The organism is Bacillus sp. GW823-FHT06A10 (genome assembly GCF_058795375.1).
This window is the reverse complement of the sequence record NZ_JBXAHT010000001.1, coordinates 1,621,140-1,640,511: the sequence shown is the minus strand read 5'-3', so window position 1 is coordinate 1,640,511 and position 19,372 is coordinate 1,621,140. Positions and strand designations below refer to the sequence as shown.

The 19,372-nt window shown below is 31.9% G+C and carries 14 protein-coding genes; 1 reads left to right on the top strand and 13 read right to left on the bottom strand.

Going from position 1 to position 19,372, the window contains the following annotated elements:
• Positions 1-52 precede the first annotated feature (52 nt).
• Together hblC and AC1Q8M_RS08300 are read right to left on the bottom strand one after the other, a co-directional pair.
• On the bottom strand, positions 53-1,372 hold the full coding sequence (hblC, locus tag AC1Q8M_RS08305; RefSeq protein WP_000850227.1) for a hemolytic enterotoxin HBL lytic component L2: 1,320 nt from the start codon (positions 1,370-1,372) through the stop codon (positions 53-55).
• Positions 1,373-3,022: 1,650 nt separating this feature from the next.
• Positions 3,023-4,252, bottom strand: coding sequence for a helix-turn-helix domain-containing protein (locus tag AC1Q8M_RS08300; RefSeq protein ID WP_087948663.1), 1,230 nt, complete (start codon positions 4,250-4,252; stop codon positions 3,023-3,025).
• A gap of 429 nt (positions 4,253-4,681) precedes the next feature.
• Between AC1Q8M_RS08300 and AC1Q8M_RS08295 the strand changes: the two genes are divergently transcribed.
• Positions 4,682-4,810 carry a hypothetical protein gene (locus tag AC1Q8M_RS08295; protein WP_000939299.1) on the top strand — a complete coding sequence of 43 codons (129 nt, stop codon included), beginning with the start codon at positions 4,682-4,684 and terminating at the stop codon, positions 4,808-4,810.
• A gap of 743 nt (positions 4,811-5,553) precedes the next feature.
• On the opposite strand, the gene AC1Q8M_RS08290 is transcribed toward AC1Q8M_RS08295, so the two are convergent.
• The 11 genes from AC1Q8M_RS08290 to AC1Q8M_RS08240 form a co-directional block, all read right to left on the bottom strand.
• On the bottom strand, positions 5,554-5,784 hold the full coding sequence (locus tag AC1Q8M_RS08290; protein ID WP_000897397.1) for an alpha/beta-type small acid-soluble spore protein: 231 nt from the start codon (positions 5,782-5,784) through the stop codon (positions 5,554-5,556).
• A 166-nt stretch (positions 5,785-5,950) separates the two neighbouring features.
• Positions 5,951-6,592 (bottom strand): GIY-YIG nuclease family protein, encoded by a 642-nt coding sequence (locus AC1Q8M_RS08285; RefSeq protein ID WP_097813987.1) that lies wholly within the window; start codon positions 6,590-6,592, stop codon positions 5,951-5,953.
• Between the two features lie 165 nt (positions 6,593-6,757).
• On the bottom strand, positions 6,758-8,173 hold the full coding sequence (locus AC1Q8M_RS08280; protein WP_097924973.1) for an amino acid permease: 1,416 nt from the start codon (positions 8,171-8,173) through the stop codon (positions 6,758-6,760).
• Positions 8,174-8,306: 133 nt separating this feature from the next.
• Positions 8,307-9,125 (bottom strand): pyrroline-5-carboxylate reductase, encoded by an 819-nt coding sequence (gene proC / locus AC1Q8M_RS08275; protein ID WP_097924972.1) that lies wholly within the window; start codon positions 9,123-9,125, stop codon positions 8,307-8,309.
• Positions 9,126-9,449: 324 nt separating this feature from the next.
• Positions 9,450-10,643, bottom strand: coding sequence for a Ger(x)C family spore germination protein (locus tag AC1Q8M_RS08270; protein ID WP_000790799.1), 1,194 nt, complete (start codon positions 10,641-10,643; stop codon positions 9,450-9,452).
• Positions 10,640-11,731 carry a spore germination protein gene (locus tag AC1Q8M_RS08265; protein ID WP_000628929.1) on the bottom strand — a complete coding sequence of 364 codons (1,092 nt, stop codon included), beginning with the start codon at positions 11,729-11,731 and terminating at the stop codon, positions 10,640-10,642. Before AC1Q8M_RS08265 ends, AC1Q8M_RS08270 begins: the two co-directional genes overlap by 4 nt.
• 26 nt (positions 11,732-11,757) lie before the next feature.
• Positions 11,758-13,332, bottom strand: coding sequence for a spore germination protein (locus AC1Q8M_RS08260; RefSeq protein ID WP_141533085.1), 1,575 nt, complete (start codon positions 13,330-13,332; stop codon positions 11,758-11,760).
• 650 nt (positions 13,333-13,982) lie between these two features.
• Positions 13,983-14,927 (bottom strand): response regulator, encoded by a 945-nt coding sequence (locus AC1Q8M_RS08255; protein ID WP_098256448.1) that lies wholly within the window; start codon positions 14,925-14,927, stop codon positions 13,983-13,985.
• A gap of 4 nt (positions 14,928-14,931) precedes the next feature.
• Complete coding sequence (locus AC1Q8M_RS08250; protein ID WP_000584794.1) at positions 14,932-16,248, bottom strand: sensor histidine kinase; 1,317 nt, start codon at positions 16,246-16,248, stop codon at positions 14,932-14,934.
• A gap of 233 nt (positions 16,249-16,481) precedes the next feature.
• Positions 16,482-17,462 carry a glutaminase GlsA gene (gene glsA, locus AC1Q8M_RS08245; protein ID WP_000588648.1) on the bottom strand — a complete coding sequence of 327 codons (981 nt, stop codon included), beginning with the start codon at positions 17,460-17,462 and terminating at the stop codon, positions 16,482-16,484.
• Between the two features lie 124 nt (positions 17,463-17,586).
• Positions 17,587-19,011 (bottom strand): alanine/glycine:cation symporter family protein, encoded by a 1,425-nt coding sequence (locus tag AC1Q8M_RS08240; RefSeq protein WP_000439285.1) that lies wholly within the window; start codon positions 19,009-19,011, stop codon positions 17,587-17,589.
• Positions 19,012-19,372 lie beyond the last annotated feature (361 nt).

Genomic DNA, 19,372 nt, shown 5'->3' with positions numbered 1-19,372 from the left:
CCTTCTTTCGCTAAATGCTTATAATCTTTATGAATTACCAAAAAACGCAATATTAAAATTTATATACTTGTTCTTCAAGGTAACTTATTACATTTTTTAATTGTCTTAATGTATCTTTTTGAGACTGCTCGTTAGTTGTATCAACATTAGTGGATAATTTTGTAATACTATTTTTTATTAGATTTAAATCTTCTTTATAGCGCTTTAGTAGATCCAGTTCTACATCTACTTGATTTGCAAACGTATGCAAATCATTTTGTGTAAGAAGAAGCATTGATTTTTGTAAATCAGCTATTGATAATTTCGTTGTTAAATCATATATTTTTTGATTTTGTTTCTCTAAATCATCTAAATATGCTCGCTGTTCTGCTGTTAATTTATTTACTTCAGCAAAAACGCCAAATGTTTTCTTAATCTTTTCGGTATCAATGACCTTCATCAGGTCATACTCTTGTGTTTTTGCTGCGGCTGCGGCTGCTATTTCACCTTGTTTGCTTTTCTCAATTGCTTCACGAGCTGCTTTTTTTGCTGCTTCAATCTCTAGAGCAGTTTTACCTTGTTCTGTCGCTTCTTGCGCCGCTTTTTTCTCCGCTTCTAAAATAGAGTTGTTAATTTCTTTTCCTTTGTTATACGCTGCCACCCCTGCTTGAGCAGCCGGTTCAATAATTTCTTTTGAAAGACTATAAACTTCTTTGAATATAGCAAATCCCTGTTCATTTAAAGCCCCTGGTATTAATGCAATTTGCTGTAAATCATTTTGAATTGCTTTTTTGGTATTTAATATTTCATTTTTTAACTGATCTATTTTTCCTGTTCCATCTGTACTTAGTATGCCTTGCGCAGTTGCCACATTAGTATCAAAATCTTTTAATTTTTTATCAAGCTGTAATTTAAGATCTGTTAATTCATTGATTTGTCGTTGCGCATTTTCTTGATTCGTCATAGCCATTTCTTGAAGTACTTCAAGTCTATCCGAAAACCCTTCTCTATCTTCTTTATTGTCTACAAACGATTTTAATGTCGGGTAATAACTATTAAATTTTGTTACAAATCCTTTACTTTTTGAATTTAATAGAATTAACTGTGGATAGAGTTCCGATGACCATTCCTTCATATCTTGTTTGATTAGGAATTGATTGGTATTTAAAGCTGGGACTTCCTCTAGCTGTACATTAGGACTCATTAAAGATTGATCAATATACGTTTGGACTAATTTAGAATGCGCACCTAATTTTCGTAATGATGAAGAAATATCCATGTTTTCTTGTTGAGTTTCTGCTTGAACGATTGGTGTTGCGAGAGTATTGATAGGAATAGTTGCTCCAGTTACAATGGATGTTATTAAAAATCCTGTCATTATTTTAGTTTTCATTCCGTACACTCCTTTACCATTGTTTTTATAACTTAATTCATATAACTTGTACGACCGCTCTCTTTGTAAACTGGATAAGAAGGAGAAATCTTTCAGATACGTTAATATCGTTGTTTTTTACTTCTAATAGGATATAAGGATTTTATTTATCTCTCATTTCGATACTCTATTTTTTAAAATATAAATAACAAAAATTTATTAACTATATTTGAATCAGGCACCTTATGAGTAGTAAATTATTAATTCTTTCCTAAAGTTGCGGTTTAACTTACAGAATCGTGAGGATCAATAAACCAATGCTTACAGTTAATCTTGTCATAACATTGTTTAATTTCAATTTGATAATATCCCTCTTAGTTTTGTCAGCAAACTCCTTACTAGACAACAAAAGATGAAATTATACTGTACATTGCTTATACTTTTATTGCGGAATAACTTCACTTTTGTTATGCAGAAACTTAGAACACGTTTATTACCAATTTGATTCTTGACCTCTTGTGAATAAATTGACTATTTAGAAAATTATTAAAAACATAATGTTACTTATAACTTCACTATAATTCCTATTAGCGTAACCTTCTCCTTTCTGTCTGGTCATACCAGTTATGTTGTTCATTAAAACATTAAATTTTTAATGCGTAAATAGAAAAATTTTGTCGATTAAGCTCGATAATTTACTGTTAAATAAAAATATGAACCGAAAAAAATTATATAAATATAGTTATTCGTAAATTTCATTTCTGTAATTGGAATGATTACAAATTAATGTGTATACGGTTAAAAATAACTATTTTAGCTCAACCAAGAAATTTTATTTTAGAAAAAATACTTATAGAATAATATAATAGGTCTTTTTATACTTTTTTACCTTTATTTACTTATGTATAATTGCATAAAATGTAGATATATTTAGTAATATATGTTATATTGTTGATTTTTTACAAAACATCCTAATATCATTATTAATAAATATATAATATGAAGATATTAGTCTATAAACTTATCTTCGTTATAAACGTAGGTTTTGAATTACAAAAAAGCTGCAAAGCTTCCTTGGAACACTTTGCAGCCTTCTGTCTTTTTATTTCCTTTAGCAAAATAACGGTTAGTGTATTTTTTCAAATTAACAATATGGTACAAAGATTTCCATTGAGCTTTTGCTCACATATGTGTTTATAAAGTCTTCAAGAGCTATTTGTTTGAGCTGACATCAGACTAGTTTATCTGATTCAGAACTATACCGATAAAATGCAACTTTAATCAGTGGGGGTTTTGTTCATCCCCACTGATTATTAGCCCACACCAATCGGGCTTTTACGGGCAGCCCGCCCCCCACCTAACTTCTTTGCTTTCGCTGAATTTTTAGATGGAGGTCTTACTGCCCGGCAAATAGCGGGATAAATTCAGCACATGATTGTTATTAAAAAAATAGATATACTTTGTTTCTCCATTATTTTTCTAACTCCTAAAAATTGAAACTGTTCCGCTAACAAGATAATATCTGGTTAATCTCATACGTCTATTTGAATACAAGTTCTTTTTCTAGACAAATCACAAACTCTTTCTAGAGTAATAAGTCCAGTATTTTCATCTTTTGGGATACTTACACCCATGTTTAAGTCTTTACATTGGAGACAGCAAATAACAAGCTTATATTATTGTATATTTTTCACGGTACTGCCTAGGAGTCATGCTAGTGATTTTTTTGAAAACTCTTATAAAATAACTTTGGTCATTAAAGTTAAGCCAAGCACAGATATCTGATAACGAATAAGTAGTGAGGGTTAATAATTTCTTTGCTTCTTCCACTCGTTCCCTTTGAATATATTCACTTAAAGTAATTCCCATTTCTTTTTTAAATAGTTTAGACAGATAAGTAGGCGTAATTTCTAAATGATTAGCAAGTTCATTCAGAGATATTCCATCGTAAACATTTTTATTAATATGTTTTATACATGTAGTAACCGCGTAAGAATACTTTTTTGCATTGTATTCTTTCACACGATCTGCAAAGGTACGTAAAGCGTCCCCTGATAATCGCTTTACAGATTCTACATTATCTAATTGTTCTAGGGTTTGTATATATAAAATACTATGGGCAAAAGCAATATCTGGTGGCAGATTTCCTTCTATTGCATATCGAGTGGCTAAGGTAATCGCAATAATTCCAAGGTTTTTTTGATTCCTGAGCGGATCCTCTATTAGCATAAGTTCAACATCTTCTTGCGAAACCGCATACATATACTGTATTAACTTTTTTTTATTTCCTTCTTTGATAGTCGAAAAGAAATCATTTACTAATGCCATATTGTGCGTTTTAGGTTTGTTTTGTCGGCGTTTTAAAATATATAAATCAGGTTTTACAATTTTATTAGGAACTTCCTCTAGTACTTTATTTTTTTCCAAGACAATATCTACATCTAACTTTTCATTGAAAATCATGTAATGTAATAAAATTCCCATATCAATTAATGTAGTTTTTTTAATCTCAGATAAACACTGATAATAGGCAAGTCTTTCTTGAATGTTATCATTTGATTTAAATTCTTTCTGAAATTTTATGATCATATCATCTGAATCTTTTGAATGTATAGTAGGACCGATTATAATAGTCCCTTTAATATCATCATGATTTTCTATATGAATTAGAACAAAATTTTCAAGATAGTTGTTGCTTCGAAAAAGTGGCAAGTTAAAGGGATCGTTTTCTTGATAAATATCACTAAGATGTTCTTCTTTTGAAGAATAAAAAGGACTACAAACATTATCAGATGTAGAATGATATAAAATTTTTCTGTCTGTAGACAAAATATGCACAGGGGCATTAAATGCTTTATGTGCAAGATCACACAAGTGTTGTATATCGATGGAAGTATTCATTACATTCTCCTTTATAGATCCATAAAATATATTCTGTTATATATAATTCACGACAAATAATACTATAAAATATCAAATTAGTACAATTCACAACAAAATGTTACTATATCTTTTTTATAAAAATCATATATTATTTAATTGTAGTTAGCATCTAAATATCAGAGTAGATAAGTAAAGGAAATACACTAAGTTCTTTTCTTAATTCTACAAAATATAATTATTGAACTTGAGAAAACAGTGAAGTACTTCAAAATACAGTGGTAGTCAATGCGAGGACCAAGCTGGAAAAAGATTTAAAATAAAGCGAAAGTAACAGGAGATACTGTACCACCGCAAGAAACAACAGTCAAAGTTCCAATTCAATCATTTATACAAATTGAATTCAAAAAATAAATACTGCTAATTTAAATGTGAAACTGAAAAACTATTTTGCTCCAAATTTTAGAAAAAGATAATAAAGAAGTTGTGAAATTGGAAACAGATGAAAGCGATACGGCTATTTTTGAAGCACTATGCTTTGAAAAGTACAAGGTGGAGGAAATTCAAGTACTCAATTAAATATTTAATTGAGAGAAAGGTCTTTTCATCAACTAAAAATAAAAAACGAATGGAATATTCAAAAACATGACACTATATTACTGGTCGTAACAATAGTTTTACTTTCCACAAAAGAGGAAAAATATATAGACTTTACAAATACTAAGAATAGCAAACTAGATAGTTTTATTACCGCATCACATAAAGTGAAACTTTAATCAGTGGGGGTTTTGTTCATCCCCCACTGATTATTAGCTCTCACCAATCGGGCTTTTACGGGCAGCCCGCCCCCCACCTAACTTCTTTGGCTTCGGCTGAATTTTGAGGTGGAGGTCTTACTGCCCGGCAAATAGCGGGATAAACTTATTATTAATTTCCAAATACAATAGTTGTTAATCAACAAAAAAACTTCAATAATTAAGGTGCACAGTAAATTGACCTCAAAACAGTAATTACTACAATATCAGTTTTTACTTATTCTATAAAAAAGAAATATCACTTAATAATTATTACTTTATATCAATTTAGACATAAAACATTTTATTATATCGGCTTAAGTATTATGAAATTAAAATTACAAATAACACCAAAACTCTTTTAAGGGCTCGTAAATCGTTCGTATCGGGTTGATTATCTTTTGATACCTATGTCATTAACACAACTAAAAAAGTTTATTACAAAGGAATCTGAGAGGTTTTTTCAATTTCGAAATTTATTTTTTTGTAAATTAAAGGAAAAATAATCCATATATACGGATTATTTTCTTAGTGTACTCTGTATTGACCTGTTAACTGTTTTTCAGCCATTCGAACTAAGCGTTTTGTAATCTCTCCACCGATCCGAACCATTTGCAGATGATGTGATGTATCAGGTCCCAGTGTGACTCCTAGTTCAAAAGCAATTTCATACTTCATTTGCTCAATAGTACTTGTAGTAGCAGAAATAAGAATTTCATTTGTATTACTTTCGCATCTTTGAATATTTATAAATAACATGTACCTAATTATGCTATTTATGCATGAGCAACCTAATTTATTCCAGTATTTTTATAGGAACCCTTTCCCTCCCCTTATTCCACCAATTAAATTTGAAACACAAATGTACATTGCATTTCAATATAACAATAAAAGCTACAAAAGCAACGAATTTACTATTTTAAAGTTAAGTGTTTAACCTTGAAGTACTTAAATTCTTTTTTCCAGATAAAGCATACATTATATCTTGATGTTTTATTGTCCTCTTATAATTATGTGGTATCGGGAATTTATTTCGTTGTTCTTTTATTATAATTAAAGTTTGAAGTTCTATGTTCAATACTTTTGCGAGGACATGATAGTTATATCCATTGTTTAACAGAGAAATTATGTCATAAAACATAGTTTTTCCACCCACTAATTTTACTAATTTATTCTTTAACTCATCCCCTTTTTCTTTAGCTTCATCAATTTCTAACAACATAAATTTTTTATTTGTCTGCTTAATGTATTGAGTATACAACTCTGGGAATTCTTTTTGTACTTCTTTGTTTAATACTGGTTTATATTTAATCATATAAGTAACTTGTAACAATGAGCGTTTTAACAAACTATCTTCAATGAGATACGCTACTTTATTAAATAAATGGACATATTCCTCAATATTGGAATAACTATTAAAATGAGCTAATACTCTACTTTTTATACTAAAAGCCTTGCCTACATAAATAATATTGTCATTATAATCTTTAATGAAATAAATACCACTGTCAGATTTTTTCAATTTATTATCTAATTCTTCTATACTCATAAAATGCAATTCACTCATACTTCTCTCTCCTTAGCAGTTTTAAATCGTAAAAAACAAGCAAGGTTTCTAAAAAAGTACTTAGCTCCCCTAGCATCTCTTATTTTATCTCTTGCTAAATGTCAAAAAACTGTTTCTATGTTCCTCAACTATCAATATGATTATTAATAAAATTTTCGATCGTTATTATCTCGCAATTTTATCATGTAATTTCGAGATCGTTTCCTCATTTAAATTACTGTGTTTTATCGAATAAAGGAAATATATTACTACCCCAATAGTAATCCAAATACTAAAGTACACCCATGTCCTTAACGGTAAATTTAGCATTAAAAACACACAGCATACAATTGCAACGCATGGTAATACAGGTACAAAAGGTACCATAAATCCACGTTTTAAATTTGGGTGTGATTTACGTAGAATAATAACTGATAGACAAACTAACGCAAACGTCACCAAACTACCGATATTAACTAAATTAACTAATTCTTTCAAATCAATAAACCCAGCTATTATAGAGCTCCCTATTCCTGCCAATCCAGTTATAAAAGTGGGTGCTCCAGTTTTCTTATTAACTTTCGCAAATGATTTCGGTAATAATCCATCACGACTCATTGCAAAGAATACTCGTGTTGCCGCATACATATTGGAAAAAATAACAGCCATAAGGCCAATTACAGCACCTGCAGCAATTGCACCAGCGACTTTTCCTTGTCCTACAACTTCCATTACATAAGCCATCGCCTCAGGAACATTTAATTCTTTATAGGAAACCATTCCTGTCATAACAAGGCATACCATAACATAAATAATTGTACATATGATTAATGATGCAATAATACCGATCGGAAGATTACGTTTCGGATCTTTTACTTCTTCTGCTGAAGTTGCTAATATATCAAAACCCGTAAAAGCGAATAAAATAGCTGCTCCACCCGTAAAAACTCCACTTAAACCGTATGGTGCAATTGGTATCCAGTTCATTGGTTTTACATAGAATATACCAACCGTAATAAACAACAAAATCATTCCAATTTTAATCAATACCATTGTATTATTGATTCGTTTACTTTCCCTCGTACCACGGGATAACATCCATGCTAATATCAATGTAATGATTACTGCTGGTAGATTCACAATACCACCATGCGCAGGAATCGTTACTAGAGCTTTAGGTATCTCTAATCCAAATCCCTTTATTAAATTGTGGAAATAGCCTGTCCATCCAGCAGCGACAGCCGCTGTTGCCACGATATATATTAATAGCAATGACCAACCTACTAGATGAGCAACAAACTCACCAATTGTTGCATATGAGTATGTATATACACTACCAGACGCCGGGAGTGTAGAAGCAATTTCCGCGTAACATAATGCTATAAATCCACATATAATTGCTGCAAGTATAAATGAAAAAACAACTGCTGGGCCAGCATTTCTTGCTGCTACTAATCCAGTTAACACAAGAACGCCCGTTCCAACTATCGAGCCTACCCCTAACATAATTAAATCAAATGCTCCTAATGTTTTCGTTAAAGTCTTGCTTTGATTATGCTCTAACAATTGTGTAACGGATTTCTTTTTTAGTAAATTACTCATATTTTCTGTATCCCCTTTAAAATAAGGTTTATTCTTCTCGTTAGTGTTGTATATAAATTTACTTAGTTATTAACTAGCCTCATAATATTTCTTTTACATTAAATAGATTTAAAATATTATATAAATTCGCTTCTCACTTACTAGTTAAACTAGACATTTCCATAGATTTTTGCGTACAACGTTTCATAGCTGAAATGATAGCTGTTCTTAAACCTTTTTCTTCTAGCGTTACTACAGCCTCTATCGTCGTTCCACCTGGAGAACAAACCATATCCTTCAATTCACCTGGATGTATTCCTGTTTCCAATACCATTTTTGCAGAACCTAATACAGCCTGAGCAGCAAATTTATAAGCTTGTTTTCTCGACATACCGCCAAGTACAGCAGCATCTGCCATGGCTTCTATAAACATATACACATATGCTGGAGAAGAACCACTAATAGATGTAACAACATCCATTAGTTTTTCATTTATAACCTCCGTCTGGCCGAAAATATTAAATATGTTCAGTACCTCTTTTATATCTTTTTCTGTAACCATTTCATTAAAACATAACGCAGACATTCCTTCTCCAACAAGTGCCGGTGTATTAGGCATTACTCTAACAACTTTTAACTTTCTACCAAATTCATTCTCAGTGCTCTTAATACTTTTTCCTGCAGCAATAGTTACAACGATTACATCATTTTTTATTTTATCTTTTATTTGGTTAATTACCGATGAGTATAAATCTGGTTTGATTGATAAAATTAAAATGTCAGCGCTGTTAGCGACTTCATTGTTGTTAGTAGTTATAGTTATGCCATATTCATTACTAGCATTTTTTAAATTAATAACATTTAAATCTGAACAAATTATTTGATCTGGAGAAACTATATTTTTTTTAATCATCCCACCTATCATAGCAATACCCATGTTTCCACATCCGATGAATCCTATTTGTTTATTCATAATAATTTGCTCTTGCTCCTTCTACTCTAAATTTTATTGATTTTGAAATTATTATTCTAAATAAGGGCTATTACAATTACTTGGTTTATCAATAGAATTTCAAAATTCTCCTTCCTATATAGAGCTTACATATACCTCTAATAACTTCTTTGCTTTCGCTGAATTTTGAGGTGTGGGTCTTACTGCCCGGCAAATAGCGGGATAAAATCATTTCTTTAATCTATAATAAGAAGGACATAAAAAAACAAAAAGTTACAAAAATTTTCAAATTAAAACTTTTATAACTTTTTGTTTTGATGTAAATATAATTTCAATTAATGTATCTCACCGTTTTAAACTTGACGCTCCATAATCTTGTATAGTTACATTTATATGATATTTAATCGGTACTTTACTAAATGTTTGATCCCAATCTTTTTTGACTTTCTCCCATGTTCTCGGGTGTTTAATTCTTAATTGGTTGCCAAAACCCGCAATATCGACTTGGTATTCTTTTTGTATTTTTTTTGTAACATGATGTACTAAGTGCTTTACTTCTTTTTCAATAGCTTTTTCTTCCCTTTTTAAAAATTCATTTTCAAAATCTTTTCCTGATTGCATCCAATTTTCAGACAAACGCCCTTCTGATTCAATGTTTACATCAAAGGAAATATTATTTCCGTTAACATGTGGTATGATTTTGCTTTTTATTGACTTTATTTCGTATATAATGAGTTTCTTTGATTCTTTATCAAAAGTTTTTACCACACCACCATTCCTTTTTCCGTTTATCCATACTACTCCTTCCAATTCCTGTTCATTTAAAAAGCCCATCAACTTTTTTGTCTTCCCTTTAATTACAGCAGCTCCTGCAAATTTTGTTTCCCCTTTTATCGAGATTACATTTTGCAAAAGAAAACTGGACCCTGACCGCATCTTTCCTTCCAATTTAGCGAGCGATACAGGAGGTAAAATCCTTGTTGTTCTATTTCTATTATCTGCAATTCCAGACAAACGAAATGCTGGGATTTCTCCTTTTTTGTTTGATTCCAGTACCTCCTTCGCTAGACCCTTGCTAATTAAGAGCATACAGCTAAGCCGAACTTCATTGTCACGGAGATACTGTTCAAGTAATTGTTCTAAACTGAATGTACGTACAAGACTATCACTAATAACAATGTTTTTTAAATGTGGGCTGAACATTGTGCTCTCTCTTTTCAATGAAAACTCACGAACAATTTGATGAATGGAATCACCGGTCTCAGAAACATTTATATAACGTTTTTGTTGTCCATTTCCTTTACTTTGTGCTTGCGAACTAACAATTTGATAAGTAGCTGTTATAAGATTTCTTTTAGGATAACCTCCTTCCTCATCCTCTTTCTCAATTGTTGAATCCTTCCCTTTATCTAGTGCTATACCTGCAGTTAAACTCAACTCTTCTACTTCTTTACTGCTCCAACATCCTGTTAAAAATAGAAGCAAAAGCGTCCATAACAAAGCCAAATAGAACCGCATATAATTAAATTTATTTTTCACACTACTCCTCCTTTTAATCGCGTAATAATAAGAAGAAGCAGTGGCAGTAAACCAAATAAAAATAAAGCAGCATTACCGAGCATATCCCCCAATTTAAGCAAGTCATTTATATTTTTCGAAGTCATAGCAATGATGTAAATGATTGGAATCAAAGCAAAAATAAACGGATGAATTCCCTTTTTAAAGAGTTGTGCTAATCCTAATGCAGCTGCATAATAACTAATCGTATAGGTAGCAAATATTTGCATAATCCATATTACAAGCAATAAAGATTCAAAACGTTCAAATATCAATCCAGAAATTTCAAAACTGCGCATAAGATCAATTGTCGGCCATGTTCTTGTTACAACCCCATCAATTGATAATGCACCAATGACCATTACAACAGTTATTACATAAAAGATTAACGGAATAGAAATTCCAACTAAAATAGCTTTTACTGCTTTATTTCGTTGTTCCATAAATACCAAAAGAATTAACATAATTTCAGGACCTGTATATGCGAGAGACGTTGTTTTTATCCCATCTAACACTGGTTTAATCCCCAAACCCAATACGGGACGGAGATTATCTATCTCGAATATTCCGATGCTCATAAAGGAAATGATTAAAAAAATAAAAACAGTAATAGGAAATATTATTTCAAACATCCGTGCAATTGAATTAATACCACTCATAATCAAATAGAGACCTATCCACATAAAAGGCATAACAATAGCCCATGTGGGGGTTCCTTCGAGCAAAAAAAAGCTTATTACTTCTGCCATTGAACGAATTTGAAATGCTGAAGTTGTAAGAAAATACCCTATAATAAGAAAACTAAGCAACCTGCCTATCCATTTCCCTACAATATCTTGACTGTATTGGTAAAATGTTTTTTCTGGAAACTGCTGACTTAATTTGACCATAATTACTCCTGAAACCATTGCCAGTATTCCACCTAATATCACACTTAGCCATACATCTGGTGTTTTCACTTTTTCCACAGATGCTCTGGGCAAAGTGAGGATTCCTGTCCCAAGTATGTAATTTACAATAATAACAACTGCTTGCGAAGTTGTTATTCGGTCTTTAAGTTTAGTAATCACTGAAGGCCACTTCCTTTCGTCATCAGCTACCTTTTGCGGATATTTTTTTTAGTATGCATTATTTTTGGTCGACGTCTCATTATTTTTAATGGCATGCGAACCATAAAATCTTTCCAGTCACTAAATCGATATGGAACAGCAGGACTGGTATAAGGAACGCCAAAACTTTTCAGTTTCACTAAATGACTGCAAAGTAAAAGAAAGAAGAGAATAACTCCATACAAGCCAAATATCGCAGCACAAAACATAGCTATAAAACGAAGAATGCGTAACGTAATTCCCACACTATATTGCGGAATAGTAAAAGAAGAAATAGCTGTTACCGCAACAACGATAACCATTATTGGACTAACAATTCCTGCTTCTACGGCAGCCTGACCAATTATTAAACCACCCACAATTCCCATTGCAGGCCCAATCGGTTTAGGCAGACGTAAACCTGCTTCTCGCAAAACTTCGATAGCTACTTCCATAATTAACGCTTCTATTAAAGCGGGAAAAGGAACTCCTTCTCGCGATCCGATAATAGAAATAGCGAGCTTAGTGGGAATTAATCCTGGATGAAATGAAATAAAAGAAATATATAGTGCTGGGGCAAATAATGAAACAAAAGCTGTCATGAAGCGTAATAAGCGGAGAAGCGTACCAGGAAGCCACCTTTCATAATAATCTTCTGGTGATTGCAGCAGCATACTAAATGTAACTGGAGCAATTAAAACAAATGGTGTTCCATCTAACAAAATAGCTACTCGACCTTCCATTAAAGCACTAATAACACGATCAGGTCGTTCTGTATTTTGAATCTGCGGAAAAGGACTGAGATAATTATCTTCAATAAGTTGCTCTATATAACCAGATTCGAGTACACTGTCTATGTCAATTTTCTGAATTCTGTTTTTTATTTCATCCACCAATTCTGTACTAGCAAGATCTTTAATAAATGCGACAACTAACTCTTTCTTTGCACGTTCTCCTACTGGTAGCTTTACTAATGATAAGTTCTCATCCGCACAGTGTCGTCGCAAAAGTGAGGTATTATCACTCAATACTTCAGTAAAACCGACCCGTGGCCCTCTGACTAATGCCTCCGATACTGGTTCTTCAATATTTCGTTTATTTGCTTTTGTTGTACCAAGAATAAACACATCTGCTAAACCATCAATTAAAAGAGCTGTTGAACCTATCAATACTTTGGGTATTAAATCTTTTATGTAATGGACTTCTGCTACTTCACTAATTGTAAGAACTTTATTTTTAATATATTCTTTTGAAACAGTCCCCTCCACATAAGAAGATTCATTTTTATATTCATCAGAAAAATCATCCATTAGTAATTTCATAATATGTTTGTCAATTATCTCTTTATCTGATAGGCCATCAACAAAAACGATCCCAGCCTGAATATCTGTGCGTCCAATATTAAACTTCCGAAAGCGAACATCAGAATTATGTCCGATTTGTTGCTTTATAAGTTCTAAGTTAGAGGCAAAATCATTTGTGAAATGAACGATTGCATTTTGAGATGGTTTATGCTCTTGTTTCGTTTTACTTTGAATATTATTTTTTTTCACTTGTTTGTCTCTTGACTTCCACCAACTCATTCTTCCCACTCTTTCTCTGACATACGAACCCAATGAAAAACTCTTGAGATAGTATACGGAATTAAAAACAAGATAAAAGCTTGTACAAAGACTTTCCAATCTGGAAGATAAGAAGTAATTATGTTCCACATTTTTATCACCCAATTTATATACTCTGCTAGGATTGAGATTTCTAAAAAACGATATGTACTTAATAAAAAATAACTATAAGATTAAAGAGCAGAAAAGCGAGACATTATGCTTATTTAGTACAAATAACCTAATTAGTATAAAAACATTTCTGACCTAAAATACCATTTCCAATTATAATTTGTTAAATATTATCTCCTTTTCCGTTATTTATATGCCCGCATTTGAATTTCAAATAATATAAGGATCAATGATATTTCCTCTTAAAGAAAAAAAGATGCTAGAAGATAGCATCTTTTTTTAAATTCAACTTACTATGTAGTTATATTTTATTTTGGAAATAATCGTTTTTAAATGAATATTAATGTGTAAAAAATACATATTCTTTTGTTCTAAGTTCATACACTTCTAGCAAATCGATACGGAATTTTCTGATTTTAAAACTAATATGAAATAAAGGAGAATAAAAAGAAAAACTATTATCAATCTATCAATTGAAAATAATACTTAGCAAGAGTTTATCATCTTAACTCCAAGTGTATTCGTTTTGCTTCAAAATAAAGAACTTGAATAAATTTTTTCGTATCAATACGAGCAGGTAATGTTGGTTCATTATTCAATTCTGTCATCTTTCTCCTTACGGTAGTAAAATCAAAAAATCTAGAAGCATAATTTTCGAACTTCGGGTTTAAAAAATCAGTAAGTCCAAGGGATGCTAAATGGTTTAATGATTGATAAATTGCTCTCCGAATCCGTTGTTTGGAAGCTTCTATGAACCTTTTTAATTCGACATCTTCAGCTGAATCCCCAAGTTTTTTTTGAGCCAAATTCATAAAAATCTCTTTTAGTGAGGGAAAGCCTTGTTCCAACGTGTTATCTTGTTCATATTTATATAAATAATCTAGCATATCCATTAAATCTTTACTTCCACTTTCACTGGCTATTCCTAATTCAGACAAAAGAAAATGAATGGAATTTTGAAAATGATTAAAAGTATTTAAATGTTTTTCATTACGGTATTTTTCTTGCGCACTTGAATTACTATCTAATTTTAGTACCATATTAAGCGATTCTTGAATGTTTTTTATCGATTTTTCCAAACGAATTCGTTCAATGACTTTCCGAACAACTGTTAATACTTCAATCCGGTTAATTGGCTTAATAATATAGTATTCAACACCAAGCGAATAAGCTTCAGCAATTAATTCTTTTGATTCTACTTGAGAGACCATGATGATTTTCCCTTTAAACGAAGGTTTTATTTGACGGATTGTTTTTATTCCATCTTGAATCGGCATTAACAAATCGATAAATAAAATGTCTATATTTTTAAGGATTAGCATTTGTTGCTCTAAAGATAAACCATCCTCAGCTTCTCCTATAACCTCCCCAAGATCTTCATCCTCGATAATTTGAGCCAACATTGAGCGAACCGCTTTTTCATCATCTACTATATAAAAATACATAGAATCACCCTTTCGAAATTATATGATCAATCCCTAATCTAATTATAAAAATTGATCCTTTTCCTTCGGTTCTGTCCTCAAGCGTAACATCACCTTCAAGTTGTTCGACCATTTCTTTAACATACGATAATCCGATACCTGTCGATGGGTTGCCTAAATCATCATATTTAGAAGTAAACCCAGGCTCAAAAATTGAATCTTTATATTTTGAAGAAATACCAGGACCATTATCGCCTATTTGAAATTCAACAAAATGGTGGTCTTTATTAATGTCAATTGTGATGGTTCCCATACCTTGGATAGCTTCTACAGCGTTTGTAACGATATTATTTATAATAGATAAGATTGTGTAAATATGATAATGAGAATGCACACCATCAATTTTATACACAAATTGGATGTCTTTCTCTAGCAACCGTGCATATTTCGTATTTGCCCGTATAATGATATTTACTAGTTCATGTACAGACATATAATCTGTAAAACTTTCATCAGAAATTAGTTTTGAAAGTCCCGCAAAAATACGTTGGTTATCCTTTTTAACGTCATGGACCTCACCAGCAATTTGTAATGCCTGTTGCCTTAAATCCCCAAACTGAAAATCCATCTGTTTGTGCTCAAAAGAGTCTAAGGTTTTATATAAATCATAGGATTTTTTTGTTATATTCTCAGCATCTTGTAATGTTTTCTTTAAATGAACAGCATCTTCATATAAATTAGAGATAAGCATGAGCATGTGTTCATTTTGCTTCTTTATATGTCTCTCCCTTGATTGCGCTTCATACAATTTCATCATATTGAAAAAGCTTAGAACTATAAAACTATGGGAACATGCGATAACAATAATCTCATTTATTGCCTCGGATGTGATCGATGTTTTTAATACGAAATATTGAATCATTAATTCCACACAGTCTGACAGTATTTCAATCATGCAACCAATAAAACCAATCATGAGTGGTTGATGATAAAAACGTTTGATTTTTGCTAAATGAAAGAGATACGAATAAGTAAAATAAAAGAAAAAACTAGGATAGTGAGTATGAAAAGCGGCTAGCCAATCCATATTTCCCTTTATAATGACATCCATTGAGATACGAAATACTACAACGACTATCGCTGTTAAAAAACCCGGTAAAAATGCTGGAATTCGTCGAAACAATAACAAAAAAAAGAAAAATGTTGGTGCGCCAAAGCTCATTCTAAATGTTTCATTTAAAGGAAATGACTTTATTTCACCTACTAAGGGTACTGTAAGTATCATTAAAACGAGAATATAGATGTCTTTTTTTACTAAATTACTAAGATTCAAAATAATCACTTCTCACTTTCGCCTAACAGTCAGTATACAAACCTATTTGCATTAATACAATACTTACTCTATTTTTTTCAAAAACTGATAAATAAGATATAAACGAAAGCATTATAGATTGTGAGTATTCATTACACCCTTCTACTTTAGAAAGATACTTTATAACTCAAAAATGTTCAGACACAATATAAGGTCTGAACACTTTTGGACTCGCTCTAACACCAAAATATCTGTGCTCCTTTTTAAAATATACTTAAATCCCATTCTTTTGCAATATGTTCTAACAACATAATTCCTGGTAAACTATTCCCATATTCATCAATGGCTGGTCCGTAAATACCAATACCACATCCATCTTGGAACGATAAATCCTTCCTAGATTTTGAGGGAACAAGTGTCATAATTCCGCCGGATACCCCACTCTTAGCTGGTAATCCAATGAAAGCAGCAAATTTTCCAGAAGCATTGTACATTCCACAAGTTAGCATTAAAGCTTTTGTTAACCTAGCTACTTCTTTAGGAAGCACTTGTTCTTTGCGAATAGGATGATATCCATCATGTGCTAGTATAAGCCCTATTAAGGCAATATCTTCTGTATTTATTTCAATCGAACATTGTTTTAAGTAAACCTCTAGTGTCTCCTCCACATCTGATTCTAGAAAACCATTCTCCTTTAAATAGTATGCTAATGCTCTATTACGATGAGCCGTTTCCCATTCTGATTGAAATACTATTTCATTAATAGCGGGACGCTTCTCTATCATTTTTTCAATTAATACGTATAGAGATTCTAATTTTTCTTGCACCGATGTCCCTGGCAAAAGTGAAGCTATCGTAATCGCTCCAGCATTGATCATAGGATTAAAAGGTTTTCCTGGTTTATGTATCTCTAAACGAATAATTGAATTAAAGGCATCTCCAGTTGGCTCTACGTCAACTCGTTCTAATACATAAGAAATACCGCGACTTAAACAAGCGGCTATAAAACCGATTACTTTTGATATACTTTGTAATGTGAAAGGTATCTCCCAATCTCCTGATTTTATCATTGTTCCATCTGGCTTTACTATACAAATACCTAACTGCGATACATTTATTTCCCCCAGAGCGGGAATATAACTGGCGCTTCGTCCCTTAGCTGCATACGCTCGATAATGAGCTACCCATTGATCTAAGCAAACTTTTTCTTGCCCCTCAACTTGAACGCTAGAATCCTTTATCATTTAATCATATTCCCCCGTACTATTAACTTTATATAGAATGATTTTTTCTTTACTATAATCAATAATATTTGCACTAGAACCAAGAAAAATATTCAGACATATTGCAGTCTGAATATCCTTCTTATTACACACTTTTCTTTTTTGAAGTTTTCTCATAACTATCCCAACATTCAATATTTTCAAGCCCTTTAATGTTTTCTTTATAAAAAACAGGATCTTTACCAGCTTTTTTCTGGTTTATATAATCTTGTAACGCCGCAAATGCTACTTTTGAAAGTAAGGTAATAGCAATTAAATTAATAATAACCATAAAGCCCATAAATAAGTCCGCTAAATCCCATACAATTTGAATCTTTGCAACAGAACCAAATACAATCATAGCCAACACACTTATTCTGTATATCATTAACCACACTTTACTTGTATGTAAGAAGCGAATATTTGTTTCACCATAATAATAGTTGCCAATTAACGCACCAAATCCAAATAAAAAAACAAAGATAGCAAGACAACCCGATGCCCAAGGACCTATGTGTTCACTTAATGCTGCTTGTGTAAGTGCAATACCATTTAACCCCGGTTGTTTATATGCATCAGACAGCAAAATAATAAAGGCAGTGCTAGTACAAATGATCAGTGTATCCGTTAATACACCAAATGCTTGAATCAGTCCTTGTTTCACCGGATGACTTGTTGTTGCTGTTGCGGCAACGTTTGGTGCACTTCCCATACCAGCTTCATTTGAGAATAAACCGCGTTTAACTCCATTCATAAGTGCTGCACCAATTGAACCACCTGCTATTTGTTTAAAACCAAATGCGTTTTGAACAATAAGAGAAAGAACTTCCGGCATTTTTGATATGTTGGTAACTACAACAAATAAGGCAACTCCAATGTATAATACTGCTAAAAATACCACCTTGTATTCAGCCATTTTTGCAATACGTTGTACACCACCAAAAATAATCGCAGCGAAAGCAATGGCCATGATTATCCCAACTGTTAGACGATCTGTACCAAATGAGTTTTGAAAAGCAATTGTAACTGTATTTGATTGTACTGAATTGAATACAAGACCAAAAGTAATTGTGATTAAAATAGAGAATAATACTCCCATCCAACGTTTATTCAACCCTTTTTCCATATAATAGGATGGACCACCGCGGAAACCAGTTTTATCTTTTACTTTATATATCTGTGCTAATGTGCTTTCGACAAAACTGGAGGCCGAGCTAATAATAGAAATAATCCACATCCAAAATACAGCTCCAGGACCACCTAATGCAATTGCAATCGCAATTCCTGTGATATTCCCTGTTCCAACGCGGGCTGCCATACCAATACAAAACGCTTGAAAAGGAGAGATTTGATCTTTAGAACCACTTTTCCCCTCCATTAATACACGGACCATCTCTTTTAACATTCGAAACTGTACAAAATTCAATTTAAATGTAAAATAAATTCCGCAAATAACAAGCATAATAATTAACAATTTAGACCATAAAAAATCATTTGTTGATCCGACTAACTCTACAAAAAATCTTTCCATATTATCACTCCATACCAAAAATTTATCTATCATAATCTATATAAAATCACCTATATTCCTTGGCATAAATACCTCATTCATATTCAAATACAACAAGGATAAAAATTTTCTATATTAATAGAATTGGCCTGTTTAAACAAACATCGCAACACGCAACTGCGAAACTAAATTTTCTAAAAACTTACCATTTATACACACGATGCTCTATCCCCTTCTGCAAAACTAATATTCTTATCCACTAATGTTGTTGTACTATTATGTTTGTTTCGTTTACCGGTGATTTACATTTTAATCATAATAATCAATAGTGATTAACTGGTTTTTTGTTAATTTTCTTAAGAACATGGAAATATCTCCTTTC